Source organism: Bacillus gaemokensis, from assembly GCF_001590835.1.
In the GTDB taxonomy this organism is placed as follows: Bacteria; Bacillota; Bacilli; order Bacillales; family Bacillaceae_G; genus Bacillus_A; species Bacillus_A gaemokensis.
Window position 1 is genome coordinate 31,022 of the sequence record NZ_LTAQ01000018.1, and the last position, 17,884, is coordinate 48,905.

General features: G+C 37.7%; 16 protein-coding genes. All 16 read left to right on the forward strand.

Translation table 11 applies throughout. The annotated features are described in order from the left end of the window. The first annotated feature begins 155 nt into the window (after positions 1 to 155). The 16 genes from spoIIE to lysS all read left to right on the forward strand — a co-directional run bounded on the left by spoIIE (position 156) and on the right by lysS (position 17,474). Positions 156 to 2,627 carry a stage II sporulation protein E gene (spoIIE, locus tag AZF08_RS16200; RefSeq protein WP_033679089.1) on the forward strand — a complete coding sequence of 824 codons (2,472 nt, stop codon included), beginning with the start codon at positions 156 to 158 and terminating at the stop codon, positions 2,625 to 2,627. A gap of 221 nt (positions 2,628 to 2,848) precedes the next feature. Further along, positions 2,849 to 4,279, forward strand: coding sequence for a tRNA lysidine(34) synthetase TilS (gene tilS / locus AZF08_RS16205; protein WP_033679090.1), 1,431 nt, complete (start codon positions 2,849 to 2,851; stop codon positions 4,277 to 4,279). Next, the gene (gene hpt / locus AZF08_RS16210; protein WP_033679092.1) at positions 4,276 to 4,818 is read left to right on the forward strand and encodes a hypoxanthine phosphoribosyltransferase; all 543 of its coding nucleotides are present in this window, start codon (positions 4,276 to 4,278) and stop codon (positions 4,816 to 4,818) included. Before tilS ends, hpt begins: the two co-directional genes overlap by 4 nt. Before the next feature lie 85 nt (positions 4,819 to 4,903). Continuing rightward, complete coding sequence (gene ftsH, locus AZF08_RS16215) at positions 4,904 to 6,823, forward strand: ATP-dependent zinc metalloprotease FtsH (RefSeq protein ID WP_033679094.1); 1,920 nt, start codon at positions 4,904 to 4,906, stop codon at positions 6,821 to 6,823. Positions 6,824 to 7,134: 311 nt separating this feature from the next. Beyond that, positions 7,135 to 7,923, forward strand: a complete 789-nt coding sequence (locus AZF08_RS16220; protein ID WP_033678929.1) for a type III pantothenate kinase — start codon at positions 7,135 to 7,137, stop codon at positions 7,921 to 7,923. A gap of 2 nt (positions 7,924 to 7,925) precedes the next feature. Next, complete coding sequence (gene hslO, locus AZF08_RS16225; RefSeq protein ID WP_033678930.1) at positions 7,926 to 8,801, forward strand: redox-regulated molecular chaperone HslO; 876 nt, start codon at positions 7,926 to 7,928, stop codon at positions 8,799 to 8,801. Between the two features lie 120 nt (positions 8,802 to 8,921). Next, positions 8,922 to 9,845 carry a cysteine synthase A gene (cysK, locus tag AZF08_RS16230; protein WP_033678931.1) on the forward strand — a complete coding sequence of 308 codons (924 nt, stop codon included), beginning with the start codon at positions 8,922 to 8,924 and terminating at the stop codon, positions 9,843 to 9,845. A gap of 221 nt (positions 9,846 to 10,066) precedes the next feature. Further along, positions 10,067 to 11,464, forward strand: coding sequence for an anthranilate synthase component I (gene trpE, locus AZF08_RS16235; RefSeq protein WP_033678932.1), 1,398 nt, complete (start codon positions 10,067 to 10,069; stop codon positions 11,462 to 11,464). Positions 11,465 to 11,469: 5 nt separating this feature from the next. Next, the gene (gene pabA / locus AZF08_RS16240) at positions 11,470 to 12,057 is read left to right on the forward strand and encodes an aminodeoxychorismate/anthranilate synthase component II (RefSeq protein ID WP_033678933.1); all 588 of its coding nucleotides are present in this window, start codon (positions 11,470 to 11,472) and stop codon (positions 12,055 to 12,057) included. Continuing rightward, a complete protein-coding gene (pabC, locus tag AZF08_RS16245) occupies positions 12,051 to 12,923 on the forward strand; it encodes an aminodeoxychorismate lyase (protein WP_033678934.1) in 873 nt (290 codons plus the stop codon). The genes pabA and pabC overlap by 7 nt, the downstream gene beginning before the upstream one ends. Then, positions 12,898 to 13,758 (forward strand): dihydropteroate synthase, encoded by an 861-nt coding sequence (gene folP / locus AZF08_RS16250; RefSeq protein ID WP_063177310.1) that lies wholly within the window; start codon positions 12,898 to 12,900, stop codon positions 13,756 to 13,758. Before pabC ends, folP begins: the two co-directional genes overlap by 26 nt. Then, positions 13,759 to 14,121: a dihydroneopterin aldolase gene (gene folB / locus AZF08_RS16255; RefSeq protein WP_033678936.1), complete on the forward strand. Its 363-nt coding sequence runs from the start codon at positions 13,759 to 13,761 to the stop codon at positions 14,119 to 14,121. Further along, entirely contained in the window at positions 14,118 to 14,633 is a 516-nt protein-coding gene (gene folK / locus AZF08_RS16260) for a 2-amino-4-hydroxy-6-hydroxymethyldihydropteridine diphosphokinase (RefSeq protein WP_033678937.1), read from the forward strand. The genes folB and folK overlap by 4 nt, the downstream gene beginning before the upstream one ends. Next, a complete protein-coding gene (locus AZF08_RS16265) occupies positions 14,585 to 14,788 on the forward strand; it encodes a helix-turn-helix domain-containing protein (RefSeq protein WP_033678938.1) in 204 nt (67 codons plus the stop codon). The genes folK and AZF08_RS16265 overlap by 49 nt, the downstream gene beginning before the upstream one ends. Positions 14,789 to 14,811: 23 nt before the next feature. Next, the gene (gene dusB / locus AZF08_RS16270) at positions 14,812 to 15,810 is read left to right on the forward strand and encodes a tRNA dihydrouridine synthase DusB (RefSeq protein ID WP_033678939.1); all 999 of its coding nucleotides are present in this window, start codon (positions 14,812 to 14,814) and stop codon (positions 15,808 to 15,810) included. Positions 15,811 to 15,974: 164 nt separating this feature from the next. Continuing rightward, entirely contained in the window at positions 15,975 to 17,474 is a 1,500-nt protein-coding gene (gene lysS / locus AZF08_RS16275) for a lysine--tRNA ligase (protein WP_033678940.1), read from the forward strand. The last annotated feature ends 410 nt before the right edge of the window (positions 17,475 to 17,884 follow it).

A 17,884-nucleotide genomic window follows, 5' to 3' on the forward strand; every position in this document is an offset into this window, starting at 1 on the left:
TTTAATTGTGTTTTCGGTGTAACTTGTATATATATAGGTTTATTTTGAATAAAAAGTCGAACGATTATAAGTGAGAGACCTGTTGTTTTGACAAAAATCCCAATAATCATCTTTTATAATGACAGTAATTAAACTATGCAGGTGGTGTTAAAAATATGCCAAAAGCAGGAAGGAATACTGTGAATACAAGTACACTCGCGATGAATAATGGACAACTTAGAACAGTGAAGTGGACAAGCAAGTTGAAAGTTAAGTTAGAACAAGTTTTCTTTAGATGGGGATTTGTTATTGCTGTAATCGGTTTTCTTTTAGGACGAGCATATATATTAACCAATATTTTACCGTTTGCACTACCATTTTTTGCTGCTGTTTATGTAATGAAGCGGGATAAGATGCCACTCGCGTTTCTTGCCCTTATGGGTGGTGCTCTTTCTGTTTCGATAGACAACTTATTTTTTACTTTTGCATCTATTTTTATGTTCTTCATTTATAATATCTTCTTTAGTCGGTTTACACGTAAAACCGTTGGACTTGTACCATTTCAAGTATTTATCTCCGCATTAACCGCACATCTTGCTGTCGTTTACTTCGCGCAGCAAACCGTTACTATGTACGATTTACTTGTAAGTACCATTGAAGCAGGCCTTAGTTTTGTATTAACGATGATTTTTTTACAAAGTGTACCGTTATTAACAGAAAGAAAGGGGAAGCAACACGCTTTAGAAACAGAAGAAATCGTTTGTTTAATCATATTACTTGCATCTGTATTAACAGGTACAACAGATTGGTTTATTTACGATGCTTCTGTTCAACATGTATTTACTAGATATTTGGTATTATTATTTGCTTTTGTTGCAGGGGCAGCTACTGGTTCAACCGTAGGGGTTGTTACCGGATTGATATTGAGTCTAGCGAATGTAGCGAGTTTATCTCAACTAAGTCTATTAGCCTTTTCGGGACTGCTTGGTGGATTGTTAAAAGAAGGTAAGCGAATTGGGGTCAGTTTAGGATTGTTGATTGGGACGAGTTTAATTACGTTGTATGTTGATAAACAAACTAGTATTGTAACAACTTTAATAGAATCTGGGGTGGCGATAGCCTTCTTTTTACTAACACCAAAGGTCATTATGGAGCGGCTTGCTAAATTTATGCCGGGAACACAAGAATATTCTCATGACCAACAGCAATATTTACGAAGAATGCGTGATGTTACAGCGAATAAGGTTAATCAGTTTGCAAATGTATTTTCTGCATTATCTAATAGTTTTTCAGTATATGGATATGTAGAAGAAGAGGATAAAGAAACAGAGGCGGATTTATTTTTAAGTACAATTACAGCAAAAACATGCCAAACATGTTTTAAAAAGGACCAATGCTGGGTAGTGAATTTTGATAAAACGTATGATTATATGAAGCAAATTATGAATGAAACGGAAGAAGGAACGCTTCAGCATAATCGTAAGTTAGTCCGCGAGTGGGATAAGTACTGTGTCAGAGGTAAAAAAGTAACGGACTTAGTTGCGGGGGAATTGGATCATTTCTATGAAGGACAAAAATTAAGAAAACAAATGAAAGAAAACCGTAGGATTGTTGCAGAACAATTATTAGGGGTTTCAAAAGTAATGGAAGATTTCGCAAAAGAAATTCAACGTGAACGGGAAAATCATCAAGTGCAGGAGGAACAAATTTTACAAGCATTTCGTGATTTTGGCGTTGAGGTGGAACATGTTGATATTTATTGTTTAGATAGAGGAAATATCGATATTGAAATGATGGTTCCAGCAGCATCAAATCAACATGGAGAATGTGATAAATTAGTCGCACCGATGCTTTCGGATATTCTAAAAGAAAATATTGTTGTAAAACATGAGGAGCGCTCTGCTTATCCAAATGGTCATAGTATGATATCGTTTGGCTCTGCAAAAACGTTCTCTCTTGATACAGGGCTCGCTACAGCGGCAAAAGGAGGGGGATTTGTATCAGGGGATTCATATGCGATGATGGATTTAAGTGTTGGAAAGTATGCACTTGCAATCAGTGACGGAATGGGGAATGGGCAGAGAGCGCATATGGAGAGTAAAGAAACAGTAAAACTCTTGCAAAAAATATTACAATCTGGCATCGATGAAGAAATTGCAATTAAATCTATTAACTCAATTCTCTCTTTGAGAACAACAGAAGAGATGTTTACAACGCTTGATTTAGCGATGGTAGATTTAAAGGATGCGAGTGCGAAGTTTTTAAAAATAGGTTCAACACCAAGTTTTGTAAAACGTGGAAATAGTGTTTTGAAAATAGAAGCAAGCAATTTGCCGATGGGAATTATTGAGGATGTTGAAGTAGATGTTGTTGGTGAACAATTGAAAACGGAGGACATTCTAATCATGATGAGTGATGGGATTTTTGAAGGGGCACAACATGTAGAAAATCATGAATTATGGATGAAACGTAAAATTAAGGAATTGCAGACAGATGACCCGCAGGAGATTGCTGATATTATCATGGAGGAGGTTATTCGATCTGGTGATGGATATATCAATGATGATATGACTATTGTTGTTGCGAAAGTAAAGAAGAATATGCCGAAGTGGGCTACAATTCCGATTGTAGGTAAGCAAGCGCAGTAAAGTTAAAAGTTTACTCATTTTCATTATAAGGCCTAGGCTCATACCTAGGCCTTTTTTCTATAGGAGAAAGTAGTTTCATTCATCATATAAAGATAGAAGGGAGGATGTAAGATAAAAATGTGAATTTTGCACATTTTTTTTTGCACAAAGTTTGTAAAAGTTGTACCATTATAAGCAAGGTAAGGTATGTTGTTTTTGTTTAATGAAAGGTGATTGCGAAGTTGAAAAATACATTTGTTGAAAAAGTAGATGATTTTGCAAAGCGGCATGATGTATTAAAGGAACATTCGACAATTGTTGTAGGAGTTTCTGGAGGTCCTGATTCTTTAGCCCTTTTATATTATTTATTAGAGAAAAGGGAAGAGAAAGCATTAAAAATTGTAGTGGCGCATGTGGATCATATGTTTAGGGGAGATGAATCCTACGGGGACTTACAATTTGTAGAAAAACTTTGTCAGAAGATTGGGGTTATTTGCGAAACAATCCGGATTAATGTATCGCAATATCAACAACAATCTGGCATGAATGCACAAGTGGCTGCTAGAGAATGCCGCTATGCATTTTTGGAAAGAATAATGAAGAAATATGATGCGCTGTATGTGGCGCTTGGACATCATGGTGACGATCAAGTCGAGACAATTCTAATGCGTCTTGTGCGAGGGAGTACTCCAAAAGGATATGCTGGAATTGCTGTTAAGCGCCCTTTCCATGGTGGCTATTTAATTAGGCCGTTATTAGCGGTAACAAAAGAAGAAATTGTTGCTTATTGCGATAGGATAGGAATCTCGCCACGCGTGGACCCAAGTAATGAAAAGGAAGTATATACGAGGAATCGATTACGTAAAAATGTTCTCCCGTGCTTGAAAGAAGAAAATCCGCAAGTGCATGAGCGATTCCAAAATTTTAGTATGCTTATGCAAGAGGATGAGGCGTATTTGCAGGAATTAGCTTTTGAAAAGATGAATAAAGTAATTACAAAAAAAAGTGGCAAACACATCGTCTTATCAATTCCTGCATTTGAATCCATGTCTATGCCTTTACAAAGAAGAGGGATTCAACTAATATTAAACTATCTTTATGAATATAAGATTCCGTCTTCGCTTTCTTCTATACATATTGACAAAGTTATTGCGTTTTTTAAGCGAACACATCCTTCAGGAACTCTAGATTTTCCTGATGGTTTAAAAATTGTTCGTACATATGAAGAATGTAGTTTCCGATTTAAGCAAGAAATTGTTTTTCCTTTTTCGCAAGTCTTATCAATACCTGGGGCTGTCACGTTAGCAAATGGGGATGAGCTTGTAGCAGAAGTAAATGAGAAGATACCAAGTAACATGAATGAAACGGTATTTGTTGCTAAGTATAATGATATATCATATCCTCTTCTTATCCGTTCTAGAGAAAATGGAGATCGCATGTCAATACAAGGTATGAGTGGTAGTAAAAAGATAAAAGCTATTTTTATCGAAGCCAAAGTACCGAAAGAAAAAAGAGAAGAGTGGCCGATTGTTTGTGATGCAAGCGGGAATATTATTTGGGTTCCATTGTTGAAGCGATCTACATTTGCTATTTCACAAGGAACAGCAAATAAGGATAAATATATGATTATTCACTACAAAAGCAAGGAGTCTTCCGGGAGGATAATGAAATGATGAATCAAGATATCGAAAAAGTATTAATTTCCGAAGAGCAAATACAGGAAAAGGTGCATGAGCTAGGTGCAATTATTGCAGAGAATTACAAAAATACAGTACCTCTTGCAATCGGTGTATTAAAGGGTGCAATGCCATTTATGGCAGATTTATTAAAGAGAACAGATACATATCTTGAAATGGATTTTATGGCTGTTTCTAGCTACGGTCATTCTACAGTTTCAACAGGTGAAGTGAAGATTTTAAAAGATCTTGATACTTCTGTAGAAGGTCGCGATATTTTAATCGTTGAAGATATTATTGATAGCGGTCTTACGTTAAGCTATTTAGTAGACCTATTCAAATATCGTAAGGCGAAATCTGTAAAGATTGTTACACTACTAGATAAGCCAACTGGCCGCAAAGTAGATCTAAAAGCTGATTATGTTGGATTTACTGTTCCTCATGAATTTGTTGTAGGATATGGCTTAGATTATAAGGAACAATATCGTAATCTTCCTTATGTTGGAGTTTTAAAACCAAGTGTTTACTCAAATTAATTAAATACAGGCTTTACAATTGTATAGGAAAGTTTTTTTATGTTACGATTTACTATAGTGTTTATGCCGTGAGAGGAGGTTAGGAATGAATCGTATCTTCCGTAATACCATCTTTTATTTACTGATATTCTTAGTAGTAATTGGAATCGTGAGCTACTTTAATGGTTCGACGCAAAAAACGACATCAGTTAGCTACGATAAATTCATTACTAAACTTGAAAAAGGTGAAGTGCGTAATGTGCAACTTCAGCCGAAAAATGGTGTGTTTGAGGTAAAAGGACAATTCAGTACTGCTAGCCAGGAAGAGCAATTTGTTACTTATGCACCAAATACTGAGGAATTACAAAAGAAAATTAATGACAAAGCACAAGGTGCTGAAGTGAAGTATCAACCAGCAGAGGAAACAAGTGCTTGGGTAACATTCTTTACTTCTATCATTCCGTTTGTAATTATCTTCATTTTATTCTTCTTCTTACTAAACCAAGCGCAGGGCGGCGGTAGCCGTGTTATGAACTTCGGGAAGAGTAAGGCGAAGTTATACAATGATGAAAAGAAAAAAGTACGTTTCAGAGATGTAGCTGGAGCAGATGAAGAGAAACAAGAACTTGTTGAGGTAGTAGAATTCTTAAAAGACCCTCGTAAGTTCGCTGAAGTTGGTGCCCGTATTCCGAAGGGTGTCCTACTAGTTGGACCTCCAGGTACAGGTAAGACATTACTTGCACGTGCTGTTGCTGGTGAAGCAGGCGTTCCATTCTTCTCTATTAGTGGTTCTGATTTCGTAGAGATGTTTGTCGGTGTCGGTGCTTCCCGTGTACGTGATTTATTTGAAAATGCGAAGAAAAATGCTCCTTGTATCATTTTCATTGATGAAATTGATGCAGTAGGTCGTCAACGTGGTGCAGGTCTTGGTGGTGGTCACGATGAGCGTGAGCAAACATTAAACCAGCTTCTTGTTGAGATGGATGGATTCGGTGCAAACGAAGGTATTATTATCATCGCTGCAACAAACCGTCCTGATATTCTTGACCCGGCGTTATTACGTCCAGGACGTTTTGACCGTCAAATCACAGTAGATCGTCCAGATGTAAATGGACGTGAAGCGGTACTGAAAGTACACGCTCGTAACAAACCGCTTGATGATGATATTAACTTAAGGGCCATTGCAACTCGTACACCAGGATTCTCTGGTGCGGACCTTGAAAACTTATTAAACGAAGCTGCGTTAGTCGCAGCACGTCAAGATAAGAAGAAAATTGACATGTCTGATATCGATGAAGCGACGGATCGTGTTATTGCAGGTCCTGCTAAGAAAAGTCGAGTTATTTCTGAAAAAGAACGTAATATCGTGGCATTTCATGAAGCGGGTCACACTGTAATTGGTGTCGTGCTTGATGAAGCGGATATCGTTCATAAAGTAACAATTGTCCCTCGTGGTCAAGCTGGTGGATATGCGGTAATGCTTCCGAAAGAAGATCGTTACTTCATGACAAAACCAGAATTACTGGATAAAATTACTGGTTTACTTGGTGGACGAGTGGCTGAAGAAATTGTATTTGGTGAAGTAAGTACAGGAGCTCACAACGATTTCCAACGTGCGACTGGTATTGCGAGACGTATGGTAACGGAATTCGGTATGAGTGACAAACTTGGACCGATGCAATTTGGTAGCTCGCAAGGCGGCCAGGTGTTCTTGGGTAGAGACTTCCATTCGGAACAAAACTATAGTGATGCAATTGCACATGATATTGACGTGGAAATGCAAACGATTATGAAAGATTGTTATGCTCGTGCAAAACAAATTCTTACGGAAAAACGTGATAAGCTTGATATTATCGCAAAAACGTTACTTGAAGTAGAAACGTTAGATGCAGAGCAAATCAATCATTTGTATGATTATGGAATTTTACCGGAGCGTAAAAAATCTTCTGAAGGTGATGTGAAAGTGAATATCACAATGAAAAAAGATGATGAGAACGCAGAAGGTAAAGGAGAAACGAAGGAGTGACAATAGTCACTCCTTTTTTCTATGGAGAAAGACTTGTGAATTTATCCCGCTACTTGTGGGGGATTACTGCCCGTAAAGCCCGATTGTTGAAGGCTAATAATCAGTGGGGGATGAAGAAAACCCTCACTGATTAAAGTTTTACTTTATATATAAATTCACAAGTCTTTGCATTAAAAATTGAAATAGTGAACAATCTTTTTGTAAAATGGTGAAGATGGAAAATTGGTTATATAGGTATGTATGATATGATGGCATTATAAGTTTTGTACATACTGGACAAGTATAGATTAAATAAGATAAGTGGTGAGAAGATGATTTTTGTATTGGATGTAGGGAATACGAATGCAGTACTTGGTGTGTTTGAAGATGGGAAACTTCGCCAGCATTGGCGTATGGAGACGGATCGTCATAAAACGGAAGATGAATACGGCATGTTAGTGAAACAGTTACTTGAACATGAAGGTCTTTCTTTTCAAGATGTGAAGGGAATTATTGTTTCTTCGGTTGTGCCGCCGATTATGTTTGCCTTGGAGCGTATGTGCGAGAAGTATTTTAAGATTAAGCCTCTTGTAGTGGGACCTGGAATAAAAACTGGTTTAAATATTAAATATGAAAACCCGCGTGAAGTTGGGGCGGATCGTATTGTAAATGCTGTAGCTGGTATCCAATTATACGGAAGTCCGCTTATTATTGTCGATTTTGGAACAGCTACTACATATTGTTATATTAATGAGAATAAACATTATATGGGTGGAGTGATTACACCGGGTATTATGATTTCAGCAGAAGCTTTATACAGTAGAGCAGCAAAGCTTCCTCGTATTGAGATTACAAAACCGAGTAGTGTTGTTGGGAAAAATACGATAAGTGCCATGCAATCAGGTATACTATATGGATATGTAGGACAAGTGGAAGGTATTGTGAAGCGTATGAAAGAAGAAGCTAAACAAGAACCGAAAGTTATCGCAACTGGTGGGTTAGCGAAATTGATTGCAGAAGAGTCTAATGTAATTGATATTGTAGATCCATTTTTAACACTAAAAGGTTTGTACATGTTATATGAGCGTAATGCAAATTTACAACATGAGAAGGGTGAATAAATATGAAAGATTACTTAGTAAAAGCGTTAGCGTTTGACGGAGAAGTTCGTGCGTATAGTGTGCGCACAACAAATACAGTAAGTGAGGCGCAGAGACGCCATGATACCTGGAGAACAGCTTCAGCAGCACTTGGACGCTCTTTAACAGCAGGAACAATTATGGGGGCTATGTTAAAGGGTGATCAGAAACTTACAATTAAGGTAGAGGGGAATGGTCCGCTTGGTCCAATCTTAGTGGATGCTCATGCGAACGGTGATGTACGTGGGTATGTAACGAATCCACATGTAGACTTTGAAGCGACGGAACAAGGGAAATTACGTGTGTATCAAGCTGTAGGTACAGAAGGTTCCTTAACGGTAATTAAAGATATTGGTATGCGTGAGCCATTTATCGGACAATCTCCAATTGTTTCAGGGGAATTAGGAGAAGATTTCACGTATTATTTCGCTGTTTCTGAGCAAACTCCTTCTTCGGTTGGGGTTGGTGTTCTTGTAAATGGAGATGATAGTATATTAGCTGCTGGTGGGTTTATCCTGCAAATTATGCCGGGGGCACAAGAAGAGACAATTTCATTTATTGAAGAGCGTTTGCAAAAAATTCCACCTGTTTCAAAACTAATTGAACAAGGTCTTTCGCCGGAAGAATTATTATATGAAGTTTTAGGGAAAGACAAGGTGAAAGTATTAGAAACAATGGATGTACAATTTAATTGTACATGCTCTCGTGAGCGTATTGAAACAGTATTGATTAGTCTTGGTAAAGAAGAATTAAAACAAGTTCGTGAAGAAGAGGATGAAACAGAAGTGCACTGTCATTTTTGCAATGAACGATATAAGTTCTCTAAAGACGATATTACAAATATAATTGAAAGCTTATAAATAAAGGTGATTTCTTTGAATTGGCAATCATCCAAATAGATTGACAAGTAAGAAAAATTCTGTCAAAATTAAAAAAGTATACAAAACCAATAAAAATACTCGGTGTTAGGAGTGACAGGAATGCGAGTGGCACAATCAGTTTCAGAATTAATCGGGAAAACGCCGATCGTTAAGTTGAACCGCATCGTAGAGCAGGACAGCGCAGACATTTACTTAAAATTAGAATTTATGAATCCTGGAAGTAGCGTGAAAGATCGTATTGCATTATCTATGATCGAGGCTGCTGAAGAAAAAGGATTATTAAAAGAAGGCGATACAATTATTGAACCAACGAGTGGTAACACAGGAATTGGTTTAGCGATGGTAGCAGCTGCAAAAGGATATAAGGCGATTTTAGTAATGCCAGAAACAATGAGTGTTGAACGTCGTAACTTATTGCGTGCTTATGGAGCAGAATTAGTGTTGACTCCAGGTTCAGAAGGAATGGGCGGTGCAATTCGTAAAGCGACTGAATTATCTAAAGAGCATGGTTACTTTATACCTCAACAATTCCAAAATCCGGCAAATCCAGAAATTCATCGTTTGACAACAGGTCCAGAAATTGTTGAGCAAATGGGTGATCAATTAGATGCGTTTATCGCTGGCATTGGTACTGGTGGAACGATCACGGGTGCTGGTGAGGTATTAAAAGAAACATATAAAGACATTAAGATTTATGCGGTAGAGCCTGCAGATTCTCCAGTTTTATCGGGTGGAAAACCGGGTCCTCATAAAATTCAAGGTATTGGAGCAGGGTTTGTTCCAGAAACATTGGATGTAGAAGTTTATGATGAAGTTATTCAAGTGAAAACAGAACAAGCATTTGAATATGCAAGAAGAGTAGCCCGTGAAGAAGGTATTTTAGTTGGTATTTCTTCAGGTGCTGTCGTTTATGCTGCAACAGAAGTTGCGAAAAAGCTTGGTAAAGGGAAAAAGGTACTTGTTGTTATTCCGAGTAATGGTGAACGTTACTTAAGTACTCCACTTTATCAATTTGAATCATAATTTTTTATGTTTGAGAAAAAGCATTCCTGAAAAGGGATGCTTTTTCTTTTTTTGTTCGAAAATAGGAAAAGAGTGAATGACTAGAAAACTTCATGTAAAATAAGTAGTAGTAAGATTAAATTATTTTCAGTAGCTCTCATCAACAATTATTTCATATTAGATATAGGTGATTTGAAACGATTAGTCTGAGGGAGTTGGATAAAAGAAGACGGGGTGTTGATATGCAGCGAAGAAAATCTTTAGCGATTTCTATTCCATATCATTTAGATTTTTTTAAGCAGTATAAGTTTCTTTCTAAGGGTAAGCATCAACATATTTTGTTAGAAAGCGGACGCGGAGGTCGTTATAGCATTGCTGGACTTGATCCCGTAGCGGTGATTCAAGGGAAGAACGAAACGTTACATATAAGAGAAGATGGTAAGGAAACAATACAAAAGGGGAACCCGCTATATTTGATGCAGCAGTATATGGAGAAATGGAAAACGGATTATAATCCAGAGTATCCTCCATTTCAAGGTGGTGCAATAGGATATTTTAGTTATGATTGTATCCGTTATATTGAAAAACTTCCATCTCTTGCAGAGGATGACGTGGATATACCTGATATATTCTTTTTATTATTTAATGATGTGTTTGTGTATGATCAAAAGGAAAAGACGTTATGGATTATTACACATTATATAGATGAGCGTGAAGAAGCGAAGAAACATTTAAATGAATGGAAGAACCTTTGGGTAAAAGAAGCTCCAGAAATAAAGATGCCATTTGCGTGTCCTGAAAATAGAAATGAAGCGGTAGCTTTTACAGAAGAAGGATTTATGAAAGCTGTTAAGTCTATTCAAGAATATATTGGAGCTGGAGATGTGTTTCAAGTTAATTTGTCTACAAGACAAGAGAAAACATTACAAACGCACCCATTAGAGATTTATGCGAGCCTTCGTGAAATTAATCCATCGCCATATATGGGATATTTAGAGCTTGGTGATTTTCAAATTGTTAGCGGTTCGCCTGAATTGTTAATTAAAAAACAGGGGAACAAAGTAAGTACACGTCCGATTGCAGGGACACGTTCTCGTGGAAGAAATGAACAAGAAGATGAAAGTTTGGCAAAAGAGTTAATTGAAAATGAAAAAGAACGAGCAGAGCATGTGATGCTTGTAGACCTAGAGCGGAATGATTTAGGACGAGTGTGTAAGTATGGTACTGTTGAAGTAGATGAATTTATGGTAATTGAAAAATATTCACATGTTATGCATATCGTCTCTAATGTTCGTGGTGAAGCTCGAGAAGATAAGGATGCTTTTGATTTAGTGAGAGCGGTATTTCCTGGTGGGACAATTACTGGTGCCCCGAAAATTCGTACAATGGAAATTATAGAAGAATTAGAGCCGGTTCGCCGTGGTATTTACACAGGTTCAATTGGGTGGATTGGTTATTCAGGAGATATGGAATTAAATATTGTGATTCGAACGCTTCTTGCGAAGGATGGACAAGCGTATGTACAGGCTGGAGCGGGAATTGTAATTGATTCAAATCCGAAAAATGAATATAAAGAGTCGCTAAAAAAAGCGATTGCCTTATGGCGTGCAAAAGAAAGTAGCGAAGAAACGGTTAGGTGAGAGAAATGATATTGATGATTGATAATTACGATTCTTTTACATTTAATTTAGTGCAGTTTCTTGGAGAACTTGGACAAGAGCTCGTTGTTAAGCGTAATGATGAAGTTACAATTTCAGATATTGAACGGATGAAACCAGACTTTTTAATGATTTCACCAGGGCCTTGTAGCCCGAATGAGGCTGGTATAAGTATGGATGTTATTAGGCATTTTGCAGGGGAAATCCCGATTTTTGGAGTTTGTCTTGGTCATCAATCGATTGCGCAAGTGTTTGGAGGTGATGTTGTTCGTGCAGAACGTTTGATGCATGGGAAAACTTCGCTGATGCATCATGATGGTAAAACGATTTTTGCAGACATCCCAAATCCTTTTACGGCAACGCGCTATCATTCTCTTATTGTTAAAACAGAAACATTGCCAGAATGCTTAGAAGTAACATCATGGACAGAAGAGGGAGAAATTATGGCGCTTCGTCATAAAACATTGCCGATTGAAGGGGTGCAATTTCACCCAGAGTCCATTATGACTTCGCATGGAAAAGAGTTACTGCAAAACTTTATTCGCAGCTATAGCCCGAGCGTACCGTTATGTTAATTTATGTGAACGGTGCATATGTAGAAGCGAGTGAGGCGAAAATCTCTCCTTATGATCATGGATATTTATATGGATTAGGCGTTTTTGAGACCTTTCGTATTTATAATGGACATCCACTTCTATTAGATGACCATTATGAGCGTTTAATGGAGTCTCTCTCTGCACTGCAAATCGAGTGGACGATGACCAAAGATGACGTGCTACGCATTTTGCAGGACTTGCTTATAAGGAATGGATTGGATCACGCCTATATTCGTTTTAATGTATCTGCGGGTATGGGGGAAATAGGGTTGCAAACAGAGACATATGAGCGCCCTTCCATTATTGTGTTTATAAAGTCATTAACAGCTCCGGGTGAGGTAATAGAAAAAGAAGGTGTTATTTTGGAGCAAAAGCGCAATACGCCGGAAGGAGCGTACCGTTTAAAATCTCATCATTATTTAAATAACATTTTAGGGAAACGTGAAATTGGGAATGTTGCAAATAAAGAAGGGATTTTCTTTACAGAAGAAGGTTATGTAGCCGAGGGAATTGTTTCGAATATCTTTTGGGTAAAAGAAGGGGTATTATATACGCCTTCGCTTGAGACGGGAATTTTAAATGGGATTACTCGTGCGTTTATTATAAAGATTGCTGAAATATTAGATATGCAAGTGGAAGAAGGTTTCTTTATAAAAGAGGAGCTACTTTCTGCAGATGAGGTATTTGTAACGAATTCTATTCAAGAAATTGTACCTCTTTTTCAGATAGAAGGAAGAGCTTTTCCGGGTAAAGAAGGCGAGGTTACAAAGCGTCTAATGTGTGTATATGAAACCCATAGAGAAAAGCTATGTAGCCGAAATGAATTGCGAAGAGGAGATGTGTAGTGTGAAGTGGAATTATGATTTGCGCTGCGGCGAATATACATTAGATTTAAATGCAAAGACGTTAATCATGGGTATTTTAAATGTTACACCAGATTCGTTCTCGGATGGCGGAAGTTATAATGAGGTGGAAGCGGCTGTGCGTCATGCGCGAGAAATGGTGAGTGAGGGTGCGGATATTATCGATATCGGCGGGGAATCAACACGTCCTGGCTTTGCGAAAGTTTCGGTGGAAGAAGAGATAGGGCGCGTGATTCCGATAATTCAAGCGGTTTCCAAAGAAGTGAAAGTACCTATTTCTATTGATACATATAAAGCGGAAGTGGCTAAGCAAGCAGTCGAGGCAGGTGCTCATATTATTAATGATATTTGGGGAGCGAAGGCAGAACCGAAGATTGCAGAAGTTGCAGCTCATTATAATGTCCCAATTATTTTAATGCATAATCGTGATAATACAAATTACCGCAATCTTATGGCCGATATGATTACGGATTTATATGAGAGTGTTAAAATTGCAAAAGATGCGGGTGTACCTGATGAAAATATTATTTTAGATCCAGGTATCGGTTTTGCGAAGACACCAGAACAGAACCTAGAGGCGATGCGCAATTTAGAAAAGTTAAATGTATTAGGATATCCAGTTCTTCTCGCAACTTCGAGAAAATCATTTATCGGTCATGTTTTAGACTTGCCGGTAGAGGAACGTGTAGAAGGAACTGGGGCATCGGTGTGCCTTGGTATTGAAAAAGGTTGTGAAATGATTCGTGTTCATGATGTAAAGGAAATGGTTCGTATGGCGAAGATGATGGATGCGATGCTTGGTAAGGGGGAAAAGTAATTGGATAAAATTTATATCCATGATATGGAATTTTACGGTTATCATGGAGTGTTCCCGGAAGAGAATAAATTAGGACAAAGGTTTAAAGTGGATTTAACAGTAGAGTTGGATTTGAAACAAGCGGGTGAAAGTGACAACTTAGAGTATTCGGTAAACTATGGGGAGCTCTTTGATTTGTGTAGACAAGTGGTAGAGGATCAAACATATAAGCTTGTAGAAAGTATAGCGGAAAATATAGCGGCGAATATATTGAAGCAATATGTAAGTATTTTACGATGTACAGTAAAAGTCGTTAAACCGGATCCGCCAATACCGGGGCATTACCGTGCTGTAGCGGTAGAAATTACGAGAGACCGGCCATGAAGAATATAGCGTACATTGCGTTGGGATCAAATATTGGTAATCGTTATACCTATTTAATACAGGCAGTTGAGTTATTGAATAAAAACTCTTGTATTCAGGTGGAAGACATTTCTTCTATATATGAAACTGATCCAGTTGGATATACAGATCAAAATCGCTTTTTAAATCTAGTCATAAAAATTTCTACCAATTTATCACCGCAAGAATTATTGAAAGTAACACAAAAAGCTGAGGGTGATTTAGGAAGAAAAAGGGAAATCAGGTGGGGTCCGCGAACCATCGACCTTGACATTTTGCTCTATAATCAAGAAAATATTGAAGCAGAGAATCTTATTGTTCCGCATCCGCGGATGTTCGAAAGAGCTTTTGTTATCGTTCCGTTGTTAGAGATTAATCGAGATATAAAACAAAACATTTCACGTTCACAGGTAGATGAAATGAAAAGGCGAGAGGGAGTAACGGTATGGAAGCAGAAAAATGGGGAAGACGCATTCGTGCATTTCGGAAGTTAAAAGGTTATACGCAAGAAGGTTTTGCGAAAGAATTAGGGGTATCTGTATCTGTTTTAGGAGAAGTTGAGAGAGGGAATAGAGCTCCTTCTCAAGATTTTGTAGTAGAAGTTGCGAAGACATTGAACGTTTCATTAGACGAATTAATGCCAAAGTGAAGATAAAGGAAGGGGGTAGTCGTGTGTTAAAGATTGCAAACATTGAAATGAAAAATCCGGTTGTGCTAGCACCGATGGCTGGAGTGTGTAACTCTGCATTCCGTTTAACAGTAAAGGAATTTGGTGCAGGTCTAGTGTGTGCTGAAATGGTAAGTGATAAGGCGATTTTATTTAATAACCAAAAAACATTAGATATGTTATATATCGATGAGAGAGAGAAGCCACTAAGTTTACAAATTTTTGGTGGTGAGAAAGACACTCTTGTTGGTGCTGCGAAATATGTGGACAAAAATACAACAGCGGATATCATCGATATTAATATGGGTTGCCCGGTTCCGAAAATTACAAAGTGTGATGCAGGAGCGAAATGGCTTTTAGACCCAGACAAAGTGTATGAAATGGTAGCGGCAGTTGTAGATGCTGTTGAGAAACCAGTGACAGTTAAAATGCGTATTGGTTGGGATGAAGATCACATTTTCGCGATTGAAAATGCTAGAGCTGTTGAACGTGCTGGTGGCCAAGCGGTAGCGGTTCATGGCCGTACGCGTGTTCAAATGTATGAAGGGAAAGCAGATTGGGATATCATTAAGCAAGTAAAACAATCTGTAAACATTCCGGTTATCGGAAATGGTGACGTAGAAACACCTCAAGATGCAAAACGTATGCTTGATGAAGTTGGTGTAGATGGTGTTATGATTGGCCGAGCGGCTCTTGGTAACCCGTGGATGATTTATCGTACGGTGAAGTATTTAGAAACAGGGGAATTAATGCCAGAACCAACAGTACGAGAAAAAATAGATGTATGTATGCTGCACTTGGATCGTCTTATTGATTTGAAGAATGAAGATGTAGCAGTAAGAGAGATGAGAAAACATGCAGCTTGGTATTTAAAAGGTGTTCGTGGTAATGCAAGAGTACGTAACGCAATTAATACGTGCAATACGCGAGAAGACCTTGCTTCATTATTAGGGACATTTGTAGAAGAAGTAGAAGCAAAACAAAAAACAATTTACGTTGGTTAAGAGGGAAGTGTGAAGGAGTGATTGACATTCTTTCGCTCGCTTCCTATAATTACGTGAAAGTAACAAGAACTGCCAGTATGCTACTGGCAGTTTTTCTAGTTGGATAGAAAATGATATACTGTATATATTGTAAAATTTAATAGAGCTGGAGTGATATCAATACCATGGATAACATGAACCACGAAGAACTAAATGACCAATTGCTTGTTCGTCGCGAGAAGTTACATAACTTACGTGAACAAGGGATCGATCCGTTTGGTAAACGTTTCGAGCGTACACATGCGACAAAAGAATTATTAAGCCTGTATGGAGAGTTCTCTAAAGAAGAGCTAGAAGAGAAAGAAATCTCTGTTTCTATTGCTGGTCGTATTATGACAAAACGCGGTAAAGGAAAAGCAGGTTTTGCACATATTCAAGATTTACATGGGCAAGTTCAAATTTATGTTCGTAAAGATGCTGTTGGGGATGAGTCATATGAATTATTTAAAACAGCAGATTTAGGTGACTTAGTAGGGATTGAAGGGAAAGTTTTCAAAACGAATGTAGGAGAACTTTCAGTAAAAGCGACAGGATTTATACTACTAACGAAATCACTTCGTCCGCTTCCAGATAAATATCATGGATTGAAGGATGTTGAGCAACGCTACCGTCAACGTTACTTAGATTTAATTACAAGTATGGAGAGTCGTGAAACATTTGTTACTCGTAGTAAAATTATTCGTGAAATGAGAAGATACCTAGACGATAATGGATATCTTGAAGTTGAAACGCCAATGATGCATGCAATCGCGGGTGGAGCATCAGCTCGTCCGTTCATTACACATCATAATGCGTTAGACATGGAATTGTATATGCGTATTGCAATTGAATTACACTTAAAGCGCCTTATTGTTGGTGGTTTAGAGAAGGTATACGAAATTGGCCGTGTATTCCGTAATGAAGGTGTATCAACGCGTCACAATCCTGAGTTTACAATGATTGAATTATATGAAGCGTATGCGGACTATAAAGATATTATGAAACTAACAGAAAATATGGTCGCTCATATTGCGAAAAAAGTATTAGGTACAACGACAATTCAATATGGTGAACAAGAAATTAATTTAGAACCAGAATGGACACGTCTTCACATGGTCGATGCAATTAAGCAGTACTCTGGCGCAGACTTCTGGAGTCCGATGAATGTGGAAGAGGCACGTGCATTAGCAAAAGAACATGGTGTGGAAATTAAAGATACAATGGAAGTTGGTCATATAATTAATGAATTCTTCGAACAAAAAGTAGAAGAAAACTTAATTCAACCTACATTTATCTATGGTCATCCAGTGGAAATTTCTCCACTTGCGAAAAAGAATGATGAAGACCCACGCTTTACAGATCGCTTTGAGTTATTCATTGTTGCTCGTGAACATGCAAATGCATTCACTGAATTAAATGATCCAATCGATCAAAAGGAACGTTTTGAAGCACAATTAAAAGAGCGTGAGCAAGGTAATGATGAAGCTCATATGATGGACGATGATTATATCGAAGCTCTTGAGTACGGAATGCCTCCTACAGGTGGACTAGGAATTGGTATTGATCGTCTTGTTATGTTATTAACAAATGCACCATCTATTCGCGATGTGCTGTTATTCCCGGCGATGCGTCATAAGCAAGATTAAGCTTTGGAGATTTTTCCAAAGCTTTTCTTTTTTGTTATTGTGCATTTGTGTGGGTGATCTAAAGATACGCATTACTATATAGAAGAAAGGTATCCCGGTATAGGAGATTGATACTGTTTTTATGCTTTTTCACTTGGTTAAAAATTTTATTAAAAAAACTATTGCATTTTAATAAGTGAACTGGTATATTTATATTCGTTGCCACGAAAGGCAGCGCAGGAAATGAACAAAAACAGCTTTTTAAATAAAAAAAGTTGTTGACTAAAATATAACAAAATGTTATATTGATAAAGTCGCTTCGGCGGCAAATGAGTTCTTTGAAAACTGAACGAAACAAACAATGTGCAACGTCAATTTTTATTTTTATGATGCTAGACAAACTAACTTTATTGGAGAGTTTGATCCTGGCT